The following is a 22604-nucleotide window of genomic DNA, read 5'->3' as shown; positions in this document are numbered from 1 at the left end:
GTAAGAAGGAAACACCCCGTGTCTGATTCCAGCGGCGACATGCCGTGGTGGGCTTACGTCCTGTGCCTCATCGTGGTCGGTGTCGGCATCTACTTCGCTTGGCGCGCCAGGCAGAAGAAGATCGCGATGTTCCGGGCCTGGGCGGCCCAGTACGGCTTCCACTACGAGCCCAGCGACAACTCGGTGACCGGTCTGTCCACTGAGGAACCGTTCAACGTCGGCCACTCCCGCAAGGGCATCGACGTCTTCCGCGGCATGTACAAGAACGTGCACATCGTGTTCTTCCAGTACCAGTACACGACCGGCAGCGGCAAGGAGTCGCAGACGCACACCCACCAGGTGGTCGCGATCGGCCTGCCCGCCGCGCGGCCGCTGCTGGACATCAGCCAGGAGAACTTCCTGACCAAGCGGTTCGCGAAGGACATCGACTTCGAGAACCAGGCGTTCAACGACACGTTCCGGATCAAGTCGCCGAACCGCCGGTTCGCGTACGACATCATCCACGCCCGGACCATGGAGTGGATGCTCCAGGACCAGCGCGCGCGGTCGTACTCGTGGCGGTTCGAGGGCCCGTGGCTCATGACCTACCGCTCGGGCGCGCTCAAGCTCGAGGAGGTCTTCTTCTACGCGGACTTCCTGATCGACATCCTCGGACAGGTGCCCAGGCACGTGTGGGCGAACAACTGACGACTCCTTCCGGGCCGCGTCGAACGACGCGGCCCGGCGGCGTCCCCACCCGGGGGGAGAAGGAGGCAACGTGACCGAAGGCGTCGTCATCGGCCTGTACGTCTCCCTGTTCTCGCTGGTGTGCCTGGGGATCCCCGGTACGGCCATCGCGCTCGCGATCTACTACTCGCACCGGCAGCGGCAGCGGCACATCGCGGCACTCGCGGCCTGGGCGGCCCACCACGGCTTCCAGTACTGGCCCCAGGACCAGTCGGCGCTGGGGCTCTCGCGGCAGCCGCCGTTCACCACCGGCAGCGGCCACGAGGCGCTCGACGTCCTGCGCGGCACGTTCCGCGGGACGCACCTGCACTGCTTCCGGCTCCGGTACCACGTGAGCAGCGGGGAGTCCGACACCACGCACGACTACCAGGTGGTCGCGATCAGCCTCCCCGCGATGCGGCCGCTGCTCGACATCGCGCACGAGACCGCGCTGAGCCGGCGGTTCGACAAGGACATCGCCTTTGAGAACAGGGCGTTCAACGACAAGTTCAGGATCATGTCGCCGAGCCCGCGCTACGCGCACGACGTGATCCATCCGCGCACGATGGAATGGATGCTCGCCGACCCGCGCGCGCACACGATCCGCTGGCGGTTCGAGGGGGCGTGGCTGATGACCTTCCGCCCGGGGCGGCTCGATCCGGCTTCGATCTTCTACTACGCGGAGTTCCTGCACCAGGTGCTCGACCAGGTGCCCGCGCACGTGTGGTCGGACGGGTAGCGATCGCACGGGTTGCTAAGATTGCTGCGCGCGGGCCGCTGAGAAGCGCTGCCCGCGATGGCCCGTGGTGTAATTGGCAACACTACTGATTTTGGTTCAGTCATTTCAGGTTCGAGTCCTGGCGGGCCAGCCACATCTCGATCCGCACGCCGAGAACGCGAAGCGGCGTTTGATCTCTTGACCAGGCGGTTGATCCGCTTCGTGATCTTGCGGTCGGTCGCAGCCCAGAAGCCATCGATTGGCCGTGGAAGCCCCGTGCCGGGTCAACGCATCCGGTCGAAGACCGCTTCGAAGCCCGTCTCCGCCGCGCCCATGAGCGCCCCCTCGTCACCGAGCACCGGCGTGCGCAGCCGCAGCTTCGAGCGCAGATGCGGGAGCGTCGTCTCCGCCAGCGCCGAGCGCACCGGCGCGGCCGTCGACAGGTACAGCTCCCGCAGCCAGCCGCCGAACAGGATCTCGTCGGGGCCCGTCGCGGTCACGACCGCGCCCAGGGCCCGGCCCAGGTCCTCGCCCGAGCGGCGCAGCCAGTCCCGCGCCGCGGCGTCGCCCATGCCCGCCGCGAGCGTGGTGCGCTCGATGTCCTCGGCGAACGCGAGGACCTCCATCTCGGCCTCCAGGCACCCGCGCAGCCCGCATTCGCATTCGCGCCCGCCGGGCTCGACCACGATGTGCCCCAACTGGATCGAGCCGCCGCGCTGCGCGCGGCCCTCGATCACCAGTCCCGCGGTCAGTCCCCGGCCGCCGTGCAGGTACAGGAGCTTGCGGGCATCGCGCGCGTCACCGCGCGACCATTCGCCGACCGCCGCGGCCGTCGCCGCGTCGACCACCATCCACTCCCGGCCGGTCGCCGCCTCCAGATCGGCGGCCACCGCCCGGTCGACCCAGCCCAGCTCCGTCGAGTGCGCGACCGTGCCCTCGTCGACCAGGCCCGGCATCGCCGCCACCGCCTCGACCGCCTCCGCAGCGGTGCCGCCGGCGATCACCGCCACCGCCGCCATCGGGTCGGCGCCGTCACCGAGCGCCGTCTCCGACCGCTCCAGCACCTCGCCGCCCAGGCCCACGAGCGCGAAACGCAGCCGGTCGGCGCGGATCTCCACCGCCGCCACAGTGATCGACTGCGGCACGCAGGCGACGAGCGTCGAGGGCCGACCGGCCGAACCGGTCGACTGCCCCGTCGTCTCCTGCAGGTGCCCCGAATCCGCCAGGTCGGTCGCCAGCGCGCCGATCGTGGAGCGGTTGAGTCCCAACGCCTCCGTGAGCTCCGCGCGGGTCTGCGGACCGTGCCGGTGGAGCTGCTCGAGCAGCGCCGCGCGGTTGCGCCGCCGCAGCTCCACGGCCGGGGGCAGGGCCACCGGTCAGTGCCTGCCGAAGAGCTTGCCCCGGCCCCGGGACATGGCGTCCACGCCCGCCGCGAGCAGCAGCACGGCGCCCGTGACGCCGAACCGCACCCCGGCGCTCAGACCCATGAGGCCCATCCCGTTGTTGATGATCGCCACGACCGCTCCTCCCAGCAGGGCCGCCCGCACCGTGCCCTTGCCACCGAAGAGGCTAGCACCGCCGATCACGGCCGCCCCCACAGAAAGCAGGAGCACATTGGACCCTCCCGTGTTGGGGTCCACCGAGGCAGCGCGCGAAGCGGCGACGATGCCGCCGACCGCCGCCATCCCCGAGCAGATGACGAACGCCGCGATGCGCACCCGGTCCACGTTCACACCCGCGCGCACCGCGGCCTCGGCGTTGCCGCCGACCGCGTAGAGGTGGCGCCCGAACCTGGTGCGGTGCAACACGAACGTCCAGATCGCGAAGAACCCCCCGAGGAGCGCGACCACGACGGGCACGCCGGTGAGCGAGATGATCTGCGGGTTCGCCGAGCGCTCCAGGTTCAGCAGGAACACCGTCGCCGTGAGCAGCGCCCCGAGCGCCATGATCCTTGCCACGACCACCGCGAGCGGTTCGTGCACGAGCGACCGCGCCACCCGCCGCCGCCACCGGTTCAACTGCAGCGCAGCGTACGCCGCGATCGTCAAGACCAGCAGCGTCCAGCCCTGCCAGCGTTCCAGGTTCCCGCCCGCGACGGCCTTCACCGTCTCGTTGTGGATCGTGATGTTGCTGCCCTCTTCGAGGATCATGAGCACGATCCCCTGGAACGCCAGGAACGCCGCGAGCGTCACCACGAACGACGGGATGCCGAGCTTGACCACCAGCGTGCCGAGCAGCAGCCCGATCACCACGCCGGTGGCGATCGCCGCGCCGATCGCGAGCGGCCACGGCATCCCCCAGTTCGTGAGGATCACCGCCATCACCGCCGCGCACACGCCCGAAGCGAACCCGGCCGAAAGGTCGATCTCGCCGATGACCAGCACGAACACCAGGCCCATGGCGATGCACGCGACGGCCGCGCCCTGCCCGAAGAGGTTCGCGAGGTTCCCCACGGAGAGGAACACCGGCTGCGAGATCCCGAAGAACACGCACAGCGCGATGATCCCGGCGACGGCCGGCAGCGCGCCGACCTCGCCCGACCTGACCTCGGCCCAGTAGCCGCGCAGGTGGTCGGCGACGGCGCGCACCGCGCCCGGCTCGGTCCCGGCCTCAGGCCGGGTTTCGACTTGGGTGCTCACGTCCGGGCTCCGTTCGTGTCCGCGCCGAGCCCGAGAGACCCGGACCGGCCGCTGGTGATGAGTTCGACCACCTGCGACTGGGTCGCGTCGGCCGCGTCGAGCACCGCCGCCATGCGCCCCAGGTAGAGCGCGGCGATCCGGTCGGCCACGGCGAAGACGTCGTTGAGGTTGTGGGAGATGTAGAGGACGGCCAGGCCCTGGTCGGCCAGGCGCCGGATGAGTTCGAGCACCTGCCGGGTCTGGGCCACGCCGAGGGCCGCGGTCGGCTCGTCGAGGATGACGAGGCGCGAGTTCCACAGCACCGCTTTGGCGATGGCCACGGTCTGGCGCTGGCCGCCCGAGAGGCTGGCGACGGGCTGGCGGAGGTTCCTGATGGTGCGCACCGCGAGTGAGGAGAGCGTCTCGGCGGCGAGCTGCTCCATGGAGTCCTCGTCGAGGATGAGCCCGTGGACCTTCTCGCGGCCGAGGAACAGGTTCTCGACCACGTCGAGGTTGTCGCAGAGCGCGAGGTCCTGGTAGACGACCTCGATGCCGAGGGCCGCGGCGTCGCGCGGCCCGGAGATGGTGCGGGCCTCGCCGTCGACACTGATGGCGCCGCCGTCGATCCCGTGGATGCCGGCCACGCATTTGACGAGTGTGGACTTCCCGGCGCCGTTGTCGCCGACCAGGGCGCAGACCTCTCCGGCGTCGATCGAGAGATCGACGTCGGAGAGGACTTCAACCGGTCCGAAGCGCTTCGAGAGCCCGGTGAGTTCGAGCAGCACGTGCAGCCCCTATCCGATGCCGTGCTCGGTGCAGAGCGCCGCGTACTCGCCGGCGCACAGCTCGGCCGGGTCGGCGAAGCCGTCGTCGACGACGACCTGGATGTTCTCGATGGTGATGGCGACGGGTTCGAGCAGCACGGAGGGCACCTCGGCGCCGCTCACCGGGTCGGTGACGGTGGCGTCGGTCGCGGGCTTCTCGCCGTTGGCCAGGGCCACGGCCAGTTCGGCGGCGGCGTTGGCCTCCTCCTCGATGGCCTTGTAGACGGTCATGCACTGGTCGCCGGTGAGGATGTTCTGGAGCCCCTGGATGGTGGCGTCCTGCCCGGTGACCGGGACGGTGCCGTTGAGGTTGTTGCGCTCCAAGACCGTGATGACCGCGTGGGCGAGGCCGTCGTTGGCGGCGAGCACGCCGTCGACCTCGGTGCCGGTGTCGGTGAGCATCTGCTCGAAGAGCGTGCCGCCCTGGGCGTTGTCCCAGTCCGGCACCCATTCGTCGGGGCCCTTGGTGTAGGTCCCGGCGTCGTACAGCGGCTGGAGCACCGAGTCGTACCCGTTCTTGAACAGGGTCGCGTTGTTGTCGGTGGGGGAGCCGTTCAGCTCGGCCACGAGCGGGTTCGCGACGCCTTCGAGGCACCCGACGAGGCCCTCGCCCTGGAGCACACCGACCTGCTCGTTGTCGAAGCTCACGTAGTAGTCGGCGCCGCCGTCCTCGGTGAGCCGGTCGTAGTCGATGGTGGCCACACCCTGCGACTTCGCCTTCTCGATGACGGTCTTGCCGGTTCCGGAGTCGAGGTTCACAGTCACCAGGACGTCGGCGCCCTTGGTGAGCATCTGGTCGGCGATGGTCTGGAAGTCCTCCCGGCTGCCCTGGGCGTTCTGGATGTCGTAGTCGACGCCGGCCGCCTCGAAGGCCGCTTCGAGGTACTTGCGGTCGGCGGTCTCCCACCGGTCCGAGGAGGCGGAGTCGGGGAGGATCACGCCGATGAGCGGGGTGTCCTCGGCGCCGCCGCCGTCGCCTTGTCCGCAGGCGGTGAGGGTGAGGGCGAGGACCGCGCCTGCGGTGGCGGCCAATGCGAGTCGTGGTCGGGAGCTGCTGAGAAGGTGCATGAGAGGTACCTCCGAGGTTTGTTGTTGTCTGCAACATATGATGAGTGACGCAGCTCGCACAAGTGTCAGGGCGATGGAGAACGTGTTCCATTCGTAACGATTCGGTGACGAGGCAGGTTCCCGGGCCGGGCCGTTCACCACTCGGCCACCGACTACCATGGCCCATCATGAGCAGTGAGCGTTCGGCGATCATCCTGGCCGCTGGCCTGGGCACCCGTATGAAGTCGGCGAAACCCAAGGTCCTCCATGAACTCCTGGGCAGGACCCTCCTGGGGCACGTCCTCCGCAGCACCAAGTCCTTCCAGCCCGACCACCGCATCGTGGTCGTCGGCGCCGCGGCCGACCAGGTCACCGCGTTCCTCGACAAGTCCGCCCCGGACGCCGAGACCGTCATGCAGACCGAGCAGCTGGGCACCGGCCACGCCGTGCGCACAGCGCTGGAGGCCTACCCCGACCTCGAGGGCACCGTCGTCGTCCTCTGCGGCGACGCCCCCCTCATGCGCCGCAGCACCCTGACCGAACTGGTCGAGGTCCACGAGAAGGCCCGCCACGCCGTCACCGTCCTCACCGCCGAAGTCGACGACCCCACCGGGTTCGGCCGCATCGTGCGCGACGGCGAGGGCAACGTGCTCCGCAACGTCGAGCACCGCGACGCCGACCTCGACGAACTCGCCATCCGCGAGATCAACTCCGGCACCTACGCCTTCGACGCGCAGGTCCTGCGCGAGCAGCTGGGGAAGCTCACCTCCGCGAACGACCAGGGCGAGCTCTACCTCACCGACGTGCTCGAGCTCGCCCGCGAAGCCGGGCACGCCGTCGGCGCCGTCGTCGTCGACGACCCGACCGAGGTCCTGGCCTGCAACGACCGCGCCCAGCTCGCCGGGCTGCGCCGCATCATGCAGGGCCGCATCAACGCCAAGCTGATGAAGTCGGGCGTGACCATGGAGGACCCCGAGACCACCTGGATCGACGCCACCGTCAAGGTCGCCCCCGACGTGCTCCTCCGCCCGGGCGTGCAGCTCAAGGGCGCCACTGCCGTCGACTCCGGCGCCGAGATCGGCCCCGACACGACGCTCACCGACACGATCGTCGGCGCAGGCGCCGTCGTCGTCCGCAGCCACGCCGACCAGTCCCACATCGGCGAAGGCGCCCACGTCGGCCCGTTCGCCCACCTGCGCCCGGCCTCCAAGCTCGCCGAGAAGTCCAAGATCGGCGCGTTCGTCGAGACGAAGAACGCCGAGCTCGGCCCCGGCGCCAAGGCCGCGCACCTGGCCTACCTCGGCGACGCCACCGTCGGCGCCGACGCCAACATCGGCTGCGGCGTCATCGTCGCCAACTACGACGGCGTCAGGAAGCACCACACCGAGATCGGCGAAGGCGCGTTCATCGGCTGCGACTCGGTGCTCGTCGCCCCCGTCAGCGTCGGCGACGGCGCGTACATCGCCGCCGGCTCCACCATCGTCAAGGACGTCGCCCCCGGCGACCTCGGCGTCGCCCGCGCCCGCCAGGCCGTGCTCCCCGACTGGGTCGCCAAGAAGCGCCCCGGCACGGTCTCGGACAAAGCAGCGCGGCGTGCGAAGGATGAGGCGGGAGTGTCGGAAGCGTGACGGGACACTAAACCCCCCGGTCCCCTCGCGCTCCGGGGCCGGGCAGGGGACACTGGAACCGTCGAGGTTCAGGTGAGACGACCTACTGGGGGAGCCCACGTCATGGCGAGCATGTCCGCTGTCAACTCCAAGATGCTCATGTTGTTCTCCGGGCGTGCCTACCCGGAGCTGGCTGAGGAGATCGGCAAGCACCTCGGGGTCGCGCCGACCCCGATGAGCGCCTACTCCTTCGCCAACGGCGAGCTCTTCGTGCGCTACCAGGAGTCCGTCCGCGGCTGCGACGCCTTCGTCGTCCAGTCCATGCCCGCGCCGATCAACGAGTGGGTCATGGAGACCCTCATCATGATCGACGCGCTCAAGCGCGGCTCGGCCAAGCGGATCACCGTCGTCCTGCCGTTCTACCCGTACGCGCGCCAGGACAAGAAGCACCGCGGCCGCGAGCCCATCTCCGCGCGCCTCATGGCCGACCTCCTCAAGACCGCCGGTGCCGACCGCATCCTCACCGTCGACCTCCACACCGCCCAGATCCAGGGCTTCTTCGACGGCCCCGTCGACCACCTCTTCGCCATGGGCACGCTCGCGCGCTACGTCGAGGAGAAGTACGCCGACCGCCAGATGGCCGTCGTCTCGCCCGACACCGGCCGCGTGCGCCTCGCCGAGCGCTGGTCCGACCGCCTCGGCGGCTGCCCGATCGCGTTCGTGCACAAGACCCGCGACCCGCTCAAACCCAACCAGGTCGTCGCGCACAAGGTCGTCGGCGACGTCGAAGGCCGCACCTGCCTCCTCATCGACGACATGATCGACACCGCCGGCACGATCTGCTCCGCGGCCGAGATGCTCAAGGAGTCCGGCGTCGAGGACATCGTCATCGCCTCCACGCACGCGATCATGTCCGGCCCCGCCGTCGAGCGCCTCGCCAAGGCCCCGGTCAGCGAAGTCATCGTCACCAACACCCTGCCGCTCCCCAAAGAGGCGCAGGACCTCGAGAAGATCACCACCCTGTCCATCGCGCCGCTCGTCGCGAAGGCCATCTGGGAGGTCTTCAACGACGGCTCCGTCACCACCCTCTTCGGCGGTCTCTCGTAAGTCACATATCGACGCCCGTGTCAAGCCTGATCCGATGCGCGTAGTACTCTGGTGGGGTTGCCGACGGCGAGGGTGTCCTCCAGAGGGCGCCGTAATCGACGCAAAGGCGTAGGTCTTTTTCAGGGCTCGTGTGCCCTTCTGAATGCCGACGTGAGCGTCGAGCGCCGCATGAAATGTTGCTAAAAAACAGGGGAGTATTTCCGTGTCCGAAGTTCGTATCAGCGCCGAGCCTCGCACTGACTTCGGGAAGGGCGGTGCCCGCCGTACGCGCCGGGCTGGAAAGGTTCCCGCGGTGGTCTACGGCCACGGCGAGAAGCCGCTCCACATTTCCCTTCCCTCGCTTGAGCTCGCCGCCGCCATCCGCAAGGGCGGCGCCAACCAGCTCATCGCCATCGAGGTCACTGACGGTACCCGCGAGCTGGTGATCCCCAAGGACATCCAGCGCGACCCGCTGCGTGACGACATCGTCCACGCCGACCTCCTGATCGTCCGCCGCGGCGAGACCATCACCACCGACATCCCGGTCAACTTCGTCGGCGAGGCGGAGAAGGGCGGCCTGGTCGTGCACGACCTCAACACCCTGACCGTCGAGGCCGAGGCGACCCACATCCCCGAGTCCATCGAGGTCAGCATCGAAGGCCTGGCCATCGGCTCGCAGCGCTACGTGCGCGAGGTCGAGGTCCCCGAGGGCATCGTCATCCTCTCCGACGGCGACCTCGTGCTCGCCTCCGTCAGCGAGCCCCGCGGCGAAGTCTCCGACGAGGATGAAGCCGAGGGCGACGCCGCTCCGGCCGCCGCCGAGTAGCCACCGAGAACTCCATGACCGACACCCCGACGCTCGTGGTCGGCCTGGGCAACCCCGGGCCGAAGTACGCCGCGAACCGCCACAATGTCGGTTTCATGGTCGTCGACGCGCTCGCCCGGCGCGCCGGCGGCCGTTTCGCCGCGGTCCGCAAGTACCGCGCCGAAGTCTGCGAGGCCCGCCTGGGGGTAGGCGGGCCTCGCGTCATACTCGTCAAGCCCTTGACGTTCATGAACCTCTCGGGCGAGTCCGTCGGGCCGATCGCCCAGTACTTCGGGATCCCGCCCGAATCGGTGATCGCCGTCCACGACGAACTCGACGTCCCCTTCGGCGAGCTGCGCCTCAAGCGCGGCGGCGGCGAAGGCGGCCACAACGGCCTGCGCTCACTCTCGAAGGTGCTGGGCACCAAGGACTACGCCCGCGTGCGCTTCGGCATCGGCCGCCCGCCCGGACGCCAGGACGCGGCCGACTACGTCCTCAAGGACTTCGCCAAAGCCGAACGCCCTGAAGTGGACCTGAACATCGAACTCGCGGCCGACGCGGTGGAAGCGATCATCGAAAAGGGCTTCGTGCTGGCGCAGAACGCGGTCAACGCCCCGCCGGAGTAACACCGGTCCGCCTAGAGTGGACTAAATCTCATGTACTCCGCAGGGTGATAATCCCGTCACTCAACGTCTCCTCAGTCGTTAACCGGTCATGACAGTGGTTGCGGACTCGACGGCTTTCGAAGGCGTGCATGACAGCCCCGCAAAGGGGCGCGTCTATTCCATAGGACCCCAAGCGACCCGACCCTACGGCGGCCCACCTGCCTGGCAGCGCAAGTACTTCGCGGGCATCATCGGCTCCGACATCGCCGCCGGCCTCATCGGCGCGGCCCTGGCCTTCTTCGCCCGCTTCGGCCACGTCAACGACGGCACCCGCGTCTACGCCCTCGCCCTGATCGCCATGCCCGCAGTGTGGATCGCGGTCCTCGGCCTCTCCCGCGCGTTCGAGAAGCGGTACCTGTTCGTCGGCACCGAGGAATACCAGCGGACCGTGCACGCCGCCGTGGCCCTCACCGCCGCCGTCGCCATCGTCTCCTATGGACTCGAGCTGCCGACCTCGCGCGTCTTCGTCCTCATCGCGATCCCCACCGCCGCAGCCTGTTCCATCATCGCCCGCTTCGGCTGGCGCAAATGGCTGCACCACATGCGCCGCGACGGCCGCTGCATGAAGCGCGTCGTCCTCGTCGGCCACGAGTCCTCCGTCGCCGCCCTCATAGTCCAACTCCGCCGCGAGCACTACCACGGCCTCAAAGTCGTGGCCGCCTGCCTGCCCACCGAGAAGCCCCGAGGCGCCCTGCTGGACTTCGACACCCGCGTCCGCGGCAGCTTCGACCGCATCGCCGAAGCCGTCGCCGCCGAACGCGCCGACACCGTGATCGTCCTGGGCTGCCCCGAAATCGACGGCCAGGCCCTGCGCCGCCTCGCCTGGAAGCTCGAACGCAGCGAAGTCGACCTGATCGTCGCGTCCGCCCTCGTCGACGTCGCCGGCGACCGCACCACCGTCCGCCCCGTCGACGGCCTCCCGATGCTCCACCTCGACCACGCCCGCCTCACCGGCGTCCGCCGCCTCGCCAAGGACGCCGTCGACCGCATCGGCGCCGCAATGCTGCTGCTCGCGCTCTCGCCGCTCCTCCTCAGCGCCGCGTTCCTCATCCGCTGCACCTCGCCCGGCCCGGCCCTGTTCAAGCAGGAGCGCATCGGCAAGGACGGCCAGCCGTTCACCATCTGGAAGTTCCGCACCATGCACCTGGACGCCGAACGGCGCCTCGCGCAGATCGCGCACCTCAACGAAGGCGACGGCGTCCTCTTCAAGATGAAGGACGACCCCCGCATCACCGCCGTCGGCAAATACCTGCGCCGCTTCTCCATCGACGAGTTCCCCCAACTCGTCAACGTCCTCCGCGGCGACATGAGCCTCGTCGGCCCCCGCCCGCCCCTTGCGGTCGAAGTCGCCGCCTACGAGTCGGACATGCGCCGCCGCCTCGCCGTCAAACCCGGCATGACCGGCCTATGGCAGGTCTCCGGCCGCTCCGACCTCCCCTGGGAAGAGGCCGTGCGCCTCGACCTGCGCTACGTCGAGCATTGGAACCTCTCCCTGGACTTCGTCATCCTGCTCCGCACAGTGACCGCGATCCTCCGCCCGCAGGGCGCCTACTGACAAAGCGCTCGCAGACGCTCCGCCCGGCCTCCGCAACCAGGCCGAGCGCGAGAGGTGCCCCGCCCGGCCTTCGGCCAGGCGGGGCACTTTGCTCCATCGACCCGAACATCGAACCCGCCACGGACGCGGCGTGGCGGACCCGGAACGTGTTGGGCCACTCCCTGCCGCAATCACACGGTGTTGCAACGGACCGTTAAAATCAAGATGGTTTTGCAGTCGTTTCGCCCAATAACCCCCGGAGGTCCCCGCCGTGGCCCAGCGCATTCTCGATCCCGCCTATCTGGAGGCGTACCGCGACGAACTCGCGTTGCGCTTCAATTTCGTGACGGAGAAGCTCCAGCTGCTCGCCACTGGCAACGAGTTGGGCGTCGAGCCCGGGTTCGGTCTTCTCGACTCTTCGCAGCAGGCCCGCCGCGACTACGCGGCCGCCCACGAGGAGTTGTGGAACAACCTGCAAAAGCTGCGCGCGGACCTCTACGGCGCGATCGTCACGATCAACGAATCGCTTGGCGTGCACATGGACTCCGAGGATCTGAACCTCACCGAGTTCCAAGCCAGCCAGAATAACCTTGAAAGCTAGGGCCTCCGAGCTGATGAAGCGCATATTCCTCAAAACCTTCGCCGCGACCGGTGCCGCTGCCCTCTTCCTGAGCGGCTGCAGCCTCTTCGAACGAGGCGAGGACACCGGCGGCAACTCGAACGGCGACGACGGCGGAAGCGACAACGCCGTCTACACCGAGATGACTTCATGGGACGCTTGCGAGGTCCTCGACAACCTTCAGCCCATCACGGATTACATGGGCATCGAGGGCTACGGATCATCTACCTCAGCCGGTGGTGAGCCGAGCACCGCTCAGATCGGCAATACCTGGGACCCAGAGTCCATCGGCTGCAACGACCTCATCAGCGTTTCGGCTGCCGACGAGTACGCGAGCACCATGGGTGGCGGCGAGATCAAGGTCAAGATCGTTCCGACCGAAAGTGAAGAGCAGGCGGTGGCGGCCTACGAGGACCGCGTTGCAGCCGCAGACTCAGCGTCGTCCCAGGGAACCGATCCTCAAAGCGAGGAATTCGGAGATCCTTGGGATCAGGGAACGATCGTTTCCTGGATTGGGAGCGCGGAAAGCCCCCACGTCGAAGTGATTGCTCGCGACGGACAGTGGGTGTTCCACATCCAGCTGAACTACGGCGCGGACTTCGGCCTCAGGAACGAGGGCACCCCGGCGTACCAGTTCACCAGCGACGAGCTCAACCAATGGTTCGTTGACACGTATCTGCCCGAGGTCAACCAAACCGTGAACGACCGAATTGCGGAGGTCCAGTAGTCATGGGCGACGATATCGAATTCCAGACCGAGGACTACGCCGGAAACGGAGACCTCGCAGGACAAGATGCCATTGACGGCCAGCAGTCGATGGTCGACGGTGCCTACCTCGGCGGTGACCCGTGCCCCAACGGCGATTGCCAGAACACCCACAACCCGGCAGAAGATGCCTGGGTCAAGCTGGTTTCGGCAATCCCGGTGGCAGGGCAGATTTCGAACCTGAAATGCGTGGCCACCGGCATCGCCGCTCCCAGCCAGGACGAGGTGCAGTCCTTGGTGGCCCAAATCCGTCCTGCTGACCCGGATAAGTACGCCCTCAAGGAAATCGCACTCAAGTGGGGGATGTTCAACAACGACTTCGCCGACAACGAGGCGACTGCAGTCGCGCCGATCCTCCGGTCGAAGCTCACGGAGCTGTCGAACGGCTGGCAGGGCAACGACTTCGACGCGTTCGCCGAGCAGATGGAGGCGGTGTTCGCGAACTGCGAGCAGATCGCCTCTGATATCGGAACTGAAACCACCGGCATCATCGGTCTGCTCAACCAAAAGGGCGATGAGATCTACAGTCTTCAGGGCGGCGGCTCTGGCGAGCTCCCGTATCCTGCGCCGCAATACTGGGTCGAGGATGAGTGGAACCTCTTCTCCGACACCAAGATCCACATGCGGCCCCCGTTCCACTCCGGTGAGTGCGAAATCTCGTCCGGCTGCTCCTGGAACGGCGACCAGGGTGCTGAGGAGGCGATGGAGTACGGGGGGTTCGACAGCGAGTACACCAGCGAGCTGAACCAGTACGTCACTGACCAGACCGAGTACCACTACACCCGGCTCAAGGCGGAGCAAGTCGGCTCGGTCGACACCGCCGGGATGACCGCCTCGGAGAAGACCGAGGCGACCACCCTCACCCCTGAGCAGGAATCCTCGCTGCGTGCTGAGGCAGCACGTCTTGCCCAACAGGACGCCAATGACCGCGCCAAGCAGGACTACGACTCGGGTTCCCAGGACTACGAGGCGCGGGCGACAGAGCAGAACGAGACCGTAACTGCTCGTTGGAACGATGCGGAGACCTCCGCCTCCGAGTTCCACCCGACCGTGGAACCTTCCGGCGACTCGACCTTCCGCGAGTCCGCCGGCGACCTCACCGGCTCGGGCTACTCGCCGCCCGGAGGCGGCGACTGGAACGGCTCGGTCAACAGCTCAGGCAGCGCAGGCCTCACGCCTCCGGCCAACACCTCCACCTTCGGCCCGGGAGGCAACCTCACCGGCGGCTCCAACTCCGGATCGACCAGCGGGCTGAACCCGTGGGAGTCCTCCACCGGCGACGATGACGACACCTCCGGTGGTCTCGCCTCAGGTGGCCTTAGCGCCGGCACGCTGACTCCTTCGGGTCTCGGCACCGGCGGCGGCGGCATGAGCCCGGGTGGCGGCGGTGGCCTCGGCCCGGGTTCGGGTCTCTTCGGCCCGGCCGTCGGCGGCGCAGGCAGCATGACGGGCATGACCGGCGGAAGCGGCGCTGGCCGCGGTGCCGGTAGTGGTGGCATGGGCAAGGGCCAAGGCCTCTTCGGCAAAACCGCCGGAGCCGGTGCGGGCAAAGCCGGCATGGGCGCAGGCGGCAAGGCCGGCGCCGGAGGCATGATGGGCGGCGGCCGCGGCGCTGGCGCCCTTGGTGACGACGAGGATGCCGACACCGGCACCTGGCTCACCGAAGACGAAGACGTCTGGGGCCTCGCCCGCTTCAACGACGAGAACGACCCTCTCGCCTAACCAGAACGACCAACAGCGGCGGCCGAGCCCGGAACGGACCCGGCCGCCGTTGCATTTTCCGACTCGTGCCCGTCCGGCTCCCCCGTAAGCCCACGCCCGGCGGGCATGTCGTACTACCGCATTCGCAGACCAGACCCGATCCCGCGCGACCGAAGCCTAGGAGCACGAATGACGTACGCCCCGCAGGTTCCCCCTGCCCCGACACAACCGGACCGAAAGCCCGGCGCGGTCCGAGTGATCCAAACGGCGGTTTTCGCAATCGCGCTCGCCACGCCAGCGCTGTATTACATGCTCATGCAACGGTTGGTAGGTCTCATTTCCTCCCGTGAGATGTGGGATCTGAATGAGCCTGGGGATACACCGCAAAGTCTTGCCACGGGCGAATTCCTGTATGCCCTCGTGACCGTCATCGCCCTCCCGGCCCTGCTCGCCGTCCTGGCGCTTATATCCGCGATCGGTCTCCACAAGCGACGCCGCTGGGCCCGCATCCTCACCGCGATCTGGGTCGGCATCATGCTGCTCCCCTTGGCCGGTTGGGCAGCCGGTTCCGTAATCCTCTGGAAGACCGTCGCCGCCCCCACCGGAACCAAGGAGTACTTCCTCGGTCCGGTCGACCCGATCATGCTGAACGCGATGGCGGCCCCGGTCGCCTTCCTCTCCGCGCTGATCGTCTTCATCCTGATCTTCACCCGCCGTGTGCGCCAATGGGCTCCGAAGCGAACCGCCGCACCGACGCCCCCGCATGCCCCGGCCTTCCACACCCCGCACGGCTTCGCCCCACAGCAGGGATACGCCCCGCAACCCGGCTACGGTCCGCCCCAGCAAAGCCACCCGAACCAACAGGCCAATTGGCCCGCAGGACCAACCGGACCATAGACCCCCGTCCCACCATGTCCGTACGAATCGGACGGGTTCCGCTACCTCGGTGGCAGAGGCCGGTGCGGCCGAAATGACTTGGAGCTTGACCGGCTTCATTTTCGAACAGCCGTTCGCCGAGTTCGCCAAGCTGCTGAGCGAGCTGAAAGGGAAGTAGCCGAGCGTGACACCGAGATTTCGCGAGTTTCATGTTGCGACCGATGCGCCGGGGTCACTGCACGCGGGCTGGCTGCAGCAGGGGGAACGGCCGGTTTGGTTCGTGCACGCTGGAGTCGACCTGTACGTGGTCGGAGGCCGTCTGCCGGATGGCGCGGGCCGGACGGTTTGGGGCGTGACCTGGCGAGTCTTGGTGCGGATGCTGTTGCTTCCGGTCATGGTCGCTTGGTGGGTGGTGTACACGGTCTTTTGGGCGGCGTGGGGGAGGGATTCTTCTCGTGACGGTTACAGCGCGGGCGGCATTTTCTGGCCTTACGCCCATCCGAAGGTCATCGTGTTCGGTGCCGATTCAGGGGCTATGGCGGTCCGTTTCCTGTCCGCGATGCGTCTCGAACCGGACGCCGGAGTGTGGGTGCTGACCGACCGCCGATTCGCTCGGGTGGCGCTGAGCCCGCAGATCGGGGAGCGGGATAGAGGGCGGGAGGTGCGGCGGCATTACGGAGTCGAGGCGTCATTGGAGCAGTGCATTTCCATGCCGCCCGAGCCGATGGTCTGCCGTACGGAGCTCGAGATTGCGGCGTCTCAGTTTCGGTGCGAAACAGCGACCAGGCGGCTTTCACCCACGTTCAGGAGCCCTCGTTCGCAGATCTATCAGCGGATCACGTTCGCGGACGGCTCTGGATTTGACTTCCATAAGGGGGATGGTGCGGGACCGCGCTGACGGAATGGGAAATGCGAGGGGTTTCCGGATGTCGGGATTGGGTGGCCCAATATTTGGGCGGGGTTGGGCTGCAGCGTAGACTGGCGCGCATGCATGACGCCCCTGACTCCGCTTCGGTGACCGGAGTTCCCACCGCCACGCCTGAGGCTGCTTCGTCGGCTGATGTCGCGTTCGCGGCCGAGCTGGCGAGTGGCGCTGGGGAGGTCCTCCTGAAGCTGCGAGCCGAGATGGGGTTCGCCGACCCCAAGGCCCTCAAGGCCGCGGGGGACAAGGAAGCCAATGACTACCTGCTCGGGCGCGTAGCCGCCGAGCGGCCTGGTGACGCGGTGCTCTCTGAGGAGGGCAAGGGCGAGGCGGGGCGTGTCGGTACCGAGCGGCTCGGGGCGGATCGGGTCTGGATCATCGATCCACTCGACGGGACTCGTGAGTACTCCGAGGAGGGCCGCGACGACTGGGCCGTGCACGTCGCGCTTTGGGAGCGGGGCCTCGGGCTCACCGCCTCCGCAGTGACGCTCCCTGCACAGGCTGTGACGTTGCGCACCGATGAGACCTATGCGGTGCCCGCGCCCCGCGACGGCAGGCCCCTGATCGCCGTGTCCCGCACCAGACCACCGGCCGAGGCCGAAGCGGTCGCCGCCGCGCTCGGCGCGGAACTCGTGCCGATGGGCTCCGCCGGTGCCAAGGTCATGGCCGTGGTCGCCGGTACAGTTGACGCTTATGTGCACGCCGGCGGCCAGTTCGAATGGGACTCCGCCGCACCGGTGGGGGTGGCCCTCGCCTCCGGTTGGCACGCGACGCGGATCGACGGCGCTCCGCTGCAGTACAACAACGCCGATCCGTACCTTCCGGACCTGCTGGTCTGCCGCCCCGACTTGGCCGGGCCCGCGCTCGAGGCCATCAAAGGGACGTACTGACCACCCGGTTCCCGACCGGACCCGACCGAGCACCCTGAACGACGACGACCGAACACCCCGAACGGGGTCTGCCGAGAGGAGCATTGCGCCGGTGAGCGACTACCGCATCAGCCATCTGGCCGCATTGGAGGCCGAGGCGATCTTCATCTTCCGTGAAGTCGCGGCCACCTGTCAGCGGCCCGTGCTGCTCTTCTCGGGCGGCAAGGACTCCATCGTCATGCTGCACCTGGCGCAGAAGGCCTTCGCGCCCGCGCCGATCCCGTTCCCGGTGATGCACGTCGACACCGGCCAGAACTTCGCCGAGGTCATCGAGTACCGCGACCGGCGCGTGGCCGACGCCGGGGTCCAGCTCATCATCGCCTCCGTCCAGGACGCGATCGACCGCGGCATGGTCACCGAGCCGCCGGACGGCACCCGCAACCGCATCCAGACCCCCGTGCTCCTGGAAGCGGCCGAGAAGTACCAGTTCGACGCCCTCTTCGGCGGCGCGCGCCGCGACGAGGAGAAGGCCCGCGCCAAGGAGCGCGTGTTCTCCTTCCGCGACGACTTCGGCCAGTGGGACCCCAAGAACCAGCGCCCCGAGCTGTGGAACCTGTACAACGGCCGGGTCCACCCGGGCGAGCAGATCCGCGTGTTCCCGCTCTCGAACTGGACCGAGCTGGACGTGTGGCGCTACATCGGCTCCGAGGACATCCCGCTTCCCGAGGTGTACTTCTCGGCCGAGCGCGAGGTCGTGGACCGCGGCGGCATGCTCTACGCCGTCAATGAGTTCATCCGCCCGCGCGAGGGCGAGGAGACCTTCTTCGAGAAGGTCCGCTACCGCACCGTCGGGGACGCGAACCTGACCGCCGGCGTGCGCTCGGACGCGACCACGATCGACGAGATCATCGCCGAAGTCGAGGTCACCCGCATCACCGAGCGCGGTGCGACCCGCGGCGACGACAAGACCTCCGAGGCCGCGATGGAAGACCGGAAACGGGAAGGCTACTTCTAATGACGGACACCATGCCGCCCCGCGAGGAGAGCAAGGCCTCCCGCGAGGACACGCACGAGCTGCTGCGCTTCGCCACGGCCGGTTCGGTGGACGACGGCAAGTCGACCCTCATCGGCCGGCTCCTGTTCGACTCGAAGGCGCTCTTCGACGACCAGTGGGACGCCGTCGAGGCCGTCAGTGCCGGCCGCGGCGACGAATACACCGACCTGGCGCTGCTCACCGACGGGCTCCGCTCGGAGCGCGAGCAGGGCATCACGATCGACGTCGCGTACCGCTACTTCTCCACGCCCGAGCGCAAGTTCATCATCGCGGACACGCCCGGCCACATCCAGTACACGCGCAACATGGTCACCGGCGCCTCCACGGCCGACCTCGCGCTGATCCTGGTCGACGCCCGCAAGGGCCTTGTGGAGCAGTCCCGGCGCCACGCGTTCCTGTGCTCGCTGCTGCGCGTGCCGCACATGGTCCTGTGCGTCAACAAGATGGACCTGGTGGACTACGACGAGGCCGTGTTCAAGCGGATCGAGAACGAGTTCGCCGCGTTCGCGACCAAGCTCGAGATCCCCGACTTGACCGTGATCCCCGTGTCGGCCCTCAAGGGCGACAACGTGGTCAACCGGTCTGAGAACATGCCGTGGTTCAACGGCCCGAGCCTGCTCCACCACCTGGAGCGGGTCCACATCGCCTCGGACCGCAACCTCGTGGACGTGCGCTTCCCGGTCCAGCACGTGATCCGGCCGCACTCCAGCGACAACCACGACTTCCGCGGCTACGCGGGCCAGGTCGCCTCCGGCGTCATGAAGCCCGGCGACGAGGTCATGGTGCTGCCCAGCGGCTTCACCTCGCGCATCGCCTCGATCGAGACCGCCGACGGCCCGCTCGACGAGGCCTTCCCGCCTTTGAGCGTCACCGTGCGACTAGAGGACGAACTCGACGTCTCCCGCGGCGACATGCTGTGCCGCCCGGGCAACCAGGCGCGCGTCTCGCAGGACATCGAGGCGATGGTCTGCTGGATGGACGAGGCGCGGCCGCTGAAGCTGCGCGGCAAGTACGCCGTCAAGCACACCACCTCGGATGTGCGCGCGATCGTCAAGGACGTGCAGTACCAGCTCGACATCAACACGCTGCACCGGGACGAGACCGCGACCGAGCTCAAGCTCAACGAGATCGGCCGCGTCACGCTGCGGACGACCAAGCCGCTCCTGTGCGACGACTACCGCCGCAACCGGGCCACCGGCGGGTTCATCATCATCGACGAGGCCGACAACCGCACCGTGGGCGCCGGCATCATCGTCTAAGCACTGCAAGAGATTCGGGCCCGGCCGCGCAAGCGGCCGGGCCCGAATCCGTTGTCCGCCTAAGTGTCAGGCATCACATTGATGTGGATTCGTGTCGGAGTGTCGAAACGCGAATCGCGTGGTGAGCTCCAATACCGTTTCATGTCATGGTCACCCATTCGCATGAGGTCCCCATCCGCCTGTTCCAGGTCCGCCCGGAACTCGCGGCCGAACTGCTCGTCAAGTCGCTCGGCGCCTCGTTCCCCGCGTATGCCAGCGCACTGCCCGAATCGGAGGCGCTCACCAACAACGACCCCCTCGAACTCAACTGCGACAACGCAGCCGTGTTCCGTGATGAAGCGGGGGTGCCCGTTCACGCGGTCATCATCGAGATCCAACGCGGCCAGGACAATCGGAAGCGCTATAGCTGGCCGATGTATGTGACGATTCTCCGCGCCCGTCTGAAGTGCCCGGTGCGGCTGCTTGCAGTCTGCACCGATGCGGCCACGGCGGACTGGGCTCGCCGGGCGATCGAAATCGGACCGCCCGGGTTCACACTGCTCCCGGATGTCATCAACCCGGAGGATCTCTTGGAGACCGCAGAGGACCAGAGTCCCAAAGAAGCGGTGGAGATCCTGATTCTTAAGGCGGCCTGCGGGGGACCGCAGGCCGAGCAGGTCGCCCACAAGCTCGGCCGGAGACTCAACGAGCTTTCCGAGTCGGACCGCCAGCAGTATGCTGGATGGGCGATGCAACTTCTCTCAGACGAGGCGTACAACGTACTGGAGGAATACATGAGCATGACGTACCAGCAGTACCTTGAGAGTCCGGCTGGGAAGCTGGAACTCAAGGGCGAGCAGCGAGGCAAGCGGCTCGGGCAGATCGGCGGGCTGCTCAAGGTGCTCGACGCCCGCGGCATCGAGGTCTCCGCGTCGGCGCTCGCCCGAATCGAAGGCGTCTCGGATGAGGAAGAGCTCGACCGGTGGTTCATCAGAGCGGTGACGGTGGACCGGGTCGAGGAGATCTTCGACTGAGCGTCGTGCACCGCTGACTTCGAAAGGCCCGGCCGCACCAGCGGCCGGGCCTTCGTCATTCCCGGTTTTCGTAGGCTTTGCGGACGCGCACGGGGGCTTTGAGGAGCCAGGCGTCTTCGATCATCTCGGCGAGGCGCTGCTCGTCGATGCGGTCGAGGTGGATGAGGATCATGGCGTAGCCGTCGTAGTGGGGCGTGGTGTAGAAGGCCGGGTCGGCGGAGGCGAGGAGGGCGGCCTTCTCGCCGGGTTCGCAGACGATGGCGAGGCCGCCTTCGGCCTCGGTGCGGAGGCGGGCGAAGAACTTGCCCTTGACCTTCAGTGAGGGGGTCTGCCAGCTGGTCGTCACTTCGACTTCGGGTAGGCGGGTCGCGATGGCCACTACGTCGTCCCAGGTCGGCATGCGGGCCCCTTTCGTCGCTCCGATTCTCTCGCACGGGTGCGACATCGGGGGGACCTCAGGGGTTGATCCAGTTGCCGATCGTGATGAGGCTGGCGGCGGAGGCGCCGAGGACGGCGGTGGCGACGACGGCCGCGGCGAGGAGGCGCAGCGGCGTCTGGGTCCAGTCGGGGCCGATCTGGTGGCGCATGGCGGGCATGGAGCCGGTGCCGGGTTCCGGTTGCGGCGCCTGCTCGGCGGGCGCGATCTCGGTCTCGGGCGGGCGCTTGAAGTTCGCGGTGTCGAGGAGCTGCGTGTCGCCGTTGACCCCGTTGTCGACCCTGACGTGGTCGATCTGGACCGAGACGGGCCCGACGGAGCCGCGGAGGCCGTCGCCGACGCGCGCGAACTGGGCGGTGTCGCCCGGCCGGTAGCCGCTGAGGCTGGGCCGGGAGTGCTCCCCGGTGAGCCCGGAGGCGGCGCTCTCGCGGCCGACGCGGGGCACCGACCAGCTGAATCCCGGTTCGGCGTGGCCGGCCTGGCTCTCGGGCTGCGAGAACTCCGGTCGCGGTTCCGAAGCGGCGTACCGGGGTTCGGAGAACCCGTGGCCCGCCTCGGAGCCGGCGGGCTCGGCGTCGCGCGGCGCGGAGGGCTCCCAGCTGTAGCGGTACCGCGAGCGCGACTCCTGGCGGGGCGGCGCTTCGGCGACGGTGTCGACCTGGATCGTGCGCTGCTCGTCCGTGCGGCCGTCGCCGACCCGGGGGAGCTCCCCCGTGGTCGGATGCGTCGGGTCGCCGTAACGAGGTCCCCACTGGTCCTGGCTCACAGCGGCGTCCCTACTCTTCGACGGCGTTCAGGATGTTGTCGCGGTGGTTCTCGAGGTTCTCGATCTCGGCCTGCTGCTGGCTCACGGTGCGCCGGGCCGCGGTCGCGACGAGCTCGTCGTCGGTGAGTTCGAGCACGGCCTTGGCCATGTCGACGCCGCCGATGTGGTGGGCGATCATGAGGTCGGCGAACATGACGTCGGCCTCGGCGCCGGTGAGGGTCCTGAACTCGGCCATCTGCTCGTCAGTGGCCATGCCGGGCATGAGCCCGCCGTTCTCCTCGCTGTCGTGCGCGTGCTCGTCGCCCGCCCACGCCATCGGCTCGCCGCTGGAGAGCTGGACGCCCCAGTCGCGCAGCCAGGTGCGGTACATGCCGATCTCGGTGCTCTGGGTGGTGGCGATGTCGTACGCGACCGTGGTCATCGCCGGGTCCGAGCCGTTCTGCCACTCGTACATGGCCATCTCGACGGCCTGCTGGTGGTGCGTCTGCATGTCGCGCGCGAACCCGGCCTCGACGGAGTCGTTGCCGGGAGCGGACGTGCCCGCCACCCAGCCGACCGCGAGCCCTGCGGCGAGCATGAGCACTGCGGTGATCGCGACCAGCAGTGCGGGTCTGCGCCACAAGCGGCTCATTCGTCGTCCTCTCTCGGCGGGCGCTCCCTGAGAAGGAGCGCCCGTTGTCCTACTTGCCTAACGAGCGTCGCCCCGAAAGGTTCG

At 68.1% G+C, this 22604-nt stretch carries 23 protein-coding genes and 1 tRNA gene; 17 read left to right on the top strand and 7 right to left on the bottom strand.

Annotation, left to right across the window (positions count from 1 at the left end):
- Positions 1 to 18: 18 nt before the first annotated feature.
- The 3 genes from AB0I03_RS03545 to AB0I03_RS03535 all read left to right on the top strand — a co-directional run bounded on the left by AB0I03_RS03545 (position 19) and on the right by AB0I03_RS03535 (position 1577).
- A complete protein-coding gene (locus AB0I03_RS03545) occupies positions 19 to 687 on the top strand; it encodes a hypothetical protein (protein ID WP_360405700.1) in 669 nt (222 codons plus the stop codon).
- Positions 688 to 757: 70 nt separating this feature from the next.
- Entirely contained in the window at positions 758 to 1444 is a 687-nt protein-coding gene (locus AB0I03_RS03540) for a hypothetical protein (protein WP_360405697.1), read from the top strand.
- A 58-nt stretch (positions 1445 to 1502) separates the two neighbouring features.
- Positions 1503 to 1577 (top strand) — tRNA-Gln (locus AB0I03_RS03535).
- 130 nt (positions 1578 to 1707) lie between these two features.
- Here AB0I03_RS03535 and AB0I03_RS03530 read toward each other — a convergent pair.
- Genes AB0I03_RS03530 through AB0I03_RS03515 form a run of 4 tightly spaced genes read right to left on the bottom strand, consistent with a single transcriptional unit; the run spans position 1708 to position 5933 of the window.
- Complete coding sequence (locus AB0I03_RS03530; protein ID WP_360405694.1) at positions 1708 to 2796, bottom strand: ROK family protein; 1089 nt, start codon at positions 2794 to 2796, stop codon at positions 1708 to 1710.
- Positions 2797 to 2799: 3 nt separating this feature from the next.
- Positions 2800 to 4011, bottom strand: a complete 1212-nt coding sequence (locus tag AB0I03_RS03525; protein ID WP_360405957.1) for an ABC transporter permease — start codon at positions 4009 to 4011, stop codon at positions 2800 to 2802.
- A gap of 47 nt (positions 4012 to 4058) precedes the next feature.
- Positions 4059 to 4832 carry an ATP-binding cassette domain-containing protein gene (locus AB0I03_RS03520; protein ID WP_360405954.1) on the bottom strand — a complete coding sequence of 258 codons (774 nt, stop codon included), beginning with the start codon at positions 4830 to 4832 and terminating at the stop codon, positions 4059 to 4061.
- A gap of 3 nt (positions 4833 to 4835) precedes the next feature.
- The gene (locus tag AB0I03_RS03515) at positions 4836 to 5933 is read right to left on the bottom strand and encodes a substrate-binding domain-containing protein (protein ID WP_360405691.1); all 1098 of its coding nucleotides are present in this window, start codon (positions 5931 to 5933) and stop codon (positions 4836 to 4838) included.
- Between the two features lie 167 nt (positions 5934 to 6100).
- Here AB0I03_RS03515 and glmU point away from each other — a divergent pair, with 167 nt between their 5' ends.
- From glmU to AB0I03_RS03445, 14 genes are all read left to right on the top strand, one after another.
- On the top strand, positions 6101 to 7540 hold the full coding sequence (glmU, locus tag AB0I03_RS03510; RefSeq protein ID WP_360405688.1) for a bifunctional UDP-N-acetylglucosamine diphosphorylase/glucosamine-1-phosphate N-acetyltransferase GlmU: 1440 nt from the start codon (positions 6101 to 6103) through the stop codon (positions 7538 to 7540).
- 102 nt (positions 7541 to 7642) lie between these two features.
- Entirely contained in the window at positions 7643 to 8626 is a 984-nt protein-coding gene (locus tag AB0I03_RS03505) for a ribose-phosphate diphosphokinase (RefSeq protein WP_270115694.1), read from the top strand.
- Between the two features lie 202 nt (positions 8627 to 8828).
- Positions 8829 to 9431 carry a 50S ribosomal protein L25/general stress protein Ctc gene (locus tag AB0I03_RS03500; RefSeq protein WP_360405685.1) on the top strand — a complete coding sequence of 201 codons (603 nt, stop codon included), beginning with the start codon at positions 8829 to 8831 and terminating at the stop codon, positions 9429 to 9431.
- Between the two features lie 14 nt (positions 9432 to 9445).
- The gene (gene pth / locus AB0I03_RS03495; protein WP_360405682.1) at positions 9446 to 10036 is read left to right on the top strand and encodes an aminoacyl-tRNA hydrolase; all 591 of its coding nucleotides are present in this window, start codon (positions 9446 to 9448) and stop codon (positions 10034 to 10036) included.
- A gap of 124 nt (positions 10037 to 10160) precedes the next feature.
- Positions 10161 to 11630: a sugar transferase gene (locus AB0I03_RS03490; protein WP_360405679.1), complete on the top strand. Its 1470-nt coding sequence runs from the start codon at positions 10161 to 10163 to the stop codon at positions 11628 to 11630.
- Positions 11631 to 11880: 250 nt separating this feature from the next.
- A complete protein-coding gene (locus tag AB0I03_RS03485) occupies positions 11881 to 12210 on the top strand; it encodes a hypothetical protein (protein ID WP_360405676.1) in 330 nt (109 codons plus the stop codon).
- Positions 12211 to 12223: 13 nt separating this feature from the next.
- On the top strand, positions 12224 to 12955 hold the full coding sequence (locus AB0I03_RS03480; RefSeq protein WP_360405673.1) for a hypothetical protein: 732 nt from the start codon (positions 12224 to 12226) through the stop codon (positions 12953 to 12955).
- Positions 12956 to 12957: 2 nt separating this feature from the next.
- The gene (locus AB0I03_RS03475; protein WP_360405670.1) at positions 12958 to 14715 is read left to right on the top strand and encodes a hypothetical protein; all 1758 of its coding nucleotides are present in this window, start codon (positions 12958 to 12960) and stop codon (positions 14713 to 14715) included.
- A gap of 168 nt (positions 14716 to 14883) precedes the next feature.
- Positions 14884 to 15591: a hypothetical protein gene (locus AB0I03_RS03470; protein WP_360405667.1), complete on the top strand. Its 708-nt coding sequence runs from the start codon at positions 14884 to 14886 to the stop codon at positions 15589 to 15591.
- A 331-nt stretch (positions 15592 to 15922) separates the two neighbouring features.
- On the top strand, positions 15923 to 16468 hold the full coding sequence (locus AB0I03_RS03465) for a hypothetical protein (RefSeq protein ID WP_360405664.1): 546 nt from the start codon (positions 15923 to 15925) through the stop codon (positions 16466 to 16468).
- 89 nt (positions 16469 to 16557) lie between these two features.
- On the top strand, positions 16558 to 17382 hold the full coding sequence (locus AB0I03_RS03460; RefSeq protein WP_360405661.1) for a 3'(2'),5'-bisphosphate nucleotidase CysQ: 825 nt from the start codon (positions 16558 to 16560) through the stop codon (positions 17380 to 17382).
- An 82-nt stretch (positions 17383 to 17464) separates the two neighbouring features.
- On the top strand, positions 17465 to 18376 hold the full coding sequence (gene cysD / locus AB0I03_RS03455) for a sulfate adenylyltransferase subunit CysD (protein ID WP_360405951.1): 912 nt from the start codon (positions 17465 to 17467) through the stop codon (positions 18374 to 18376).
- A complete protein-coding gene (locus tag AB0I03_RS03450) occupies positions 18376 to 19674 on the top strand; it encodes a GTP-binding protein (RefSeq protein ID WP_360405658.1) in 1299 nt (432 codons plus the stop codon). The genes cysD and AB0I03_RS03450 overlap by 1 nt, the downstream gene beginning before the upstream one ends.
- A 146-nt stretch (positions 19675 to 19820) precedes the next feature.
- Positions 19821 to 20687, top strand: a complete 867-nt coding sequence (locus tag AB0I03_RS03445) for a hypothetical protein (protein ID WP_360405655.1) — start codon at positions 19821 to 19823, stop codon at positions 20685 to 20687.
- A gap of 55 nt (positions 20688 to 20742) precedes the next feature.
- Here the strand turns inward: AB0I03_RS03445 and AB0I03_RS03440 are convergent, their stop codons facing one another.
- The 3 genes from AB0I03_RS03440 to AB0I03_RS03430 are packed head-to-tail and all read right to left on the bottom strand — an operon-like array spanning position 20743 to position 22520.
- Positions 20743 to 21087, bottom strand: a complete 345-nt coding sequence (locus AB0I03_RS03440) for an MmcQ/YjbR family DNA-binding protein (protein WP_360405652.1) — start codon at positions 21085 to 21087, stop codon at positions 20743 to 20745.
- Positions 21088 to 21142: 55 nt separating this feature from the next.
- Positions 21143 to 21889, bottom strand: a complete 747-nt coding sequence (locus AB0I03_RS03435) for a hypothetical protein (RefSeq protein ID WP_360405649.1) — start codon at positions 21887 to 21889, stop codon at positions 21143 to 21145.
- A 10-nt stretch (positions 21890 to 21899) separates the two neighbouring features.
- The gene (locus tag AB0I03_RS03430; protein WP_360405646.1) at positions 21900 to 22520 is read right to left on the bottom strand and encodes a DUF305 domain-containing protein; all 621 of its coding nucleotides are present in this window, start codon (positions 22518 to 22520) and stop codon (positions 21900 to 21902) included.
- Positions 22521 to 22604 lie beyond the last annotated feature (84 nt).

The sequence above is a fragment of the Glycomyces sp. NPDC021274 genome (assembly GCF_040641195.1).
Lineage (GTDB): Bacteria > Actinomycetota > Actinomycetes > Mycobacteriales > Micromonosporaceae > Glycomyces.
The sequence above is the reverse complement of the archived record's forward strand: the minus strand, read 5'-3'. Positions and strand labels throughout refer to the sequence as shown.

Excerpts from the sequence above, each read along its gene's own strand:
- pth (WP_360405682.1), top strand. The coding sequence starts at position 9,446 with ATGACCGACACCCCGACGCTCGTGGTCGGCCTGGGCAACCCCGGGCCG.
- AB0I03_RS03460 (WP_360405661.1), top strand. The coding sequence starts at position 16,558 with ATGCATGACGCCCCTGACTCCGCTTCGGTGACCGGAGTTCCCACCGCC.
- AB0I03_RS03515 (WP_360405691.1), bottom strand. The coding sequence starts at position 5,933 with ATGCACCTTCTCAGCAGCTCCCGACCACGACTCGCATTGGCCGCCACC.
- AB0I03_RS03480 (WP_360405673.1), top strand. The coding sequence starts at position 12,224 with ATGAAGCGCATATTCCTCAAAACCTTCGCCGCGACCGGTGCCGCTGCC.
- AB0I03_RS03445 (WP_360405655.1), top strand. The coding sequence starts at position 19,821 with ATGGTCACCCATTCGCATGAGGTCCCCATCCGCCTGTTCCAGGTCCGC.
- AB0I03_RS03430 (WP_360405646.1), bottom strand. The coding sequence starts at position 22,520 with ATGAGCCGCTTGTGGCGCAGACCCGCACTGCTGGTCGCGATCACCGCA.
- AB0I03_RS03505 (WP_270115694.1), top strand. The coding sequence starts at position 7,643 with ATGGCGAGCATGTCCGCTGTCAACTCCAAGATGCTCATGTTGTTCTCC.
- AB0I03_RS03440 (WP_360405652.1), bottom strand. The coding sequence starts at position 21,087 with ATGCCGACCTGGGACGACGTAGTGGCCATCGCGACCCGCCTACCCGAA.
- AB0I03_RS03450 (WP_360405658.1), top strand. The coding sequence starts at position 18,376 with ATGACGGACACCATGCCGCCCCGCGAGGAGAGCAAGGCCTCCCGCGAG.
- AB0I03_RS03475 (WP_360405670.1), top strand. The coding sequence starts at position 12,958 with ATGGGCGACGATATCGAATTCCAGACCGAGGACTACGCCGGAAACGGA.
- AB0I03_RS03470 (WP_360405667.1), top strand. The coding sequence starts at position 14,884 with ATGACGTACGCCCCGCAGGTTCCCCCTGCCCCGACACAACCGGACCGA.
- glmU (WP_360405688.1), top strand. The coding sequence starts at position 6,101 with ATGAGCAGTGAGCGTTCGGCGATCATCCTGGCCGCTGGCCTGGGCACC.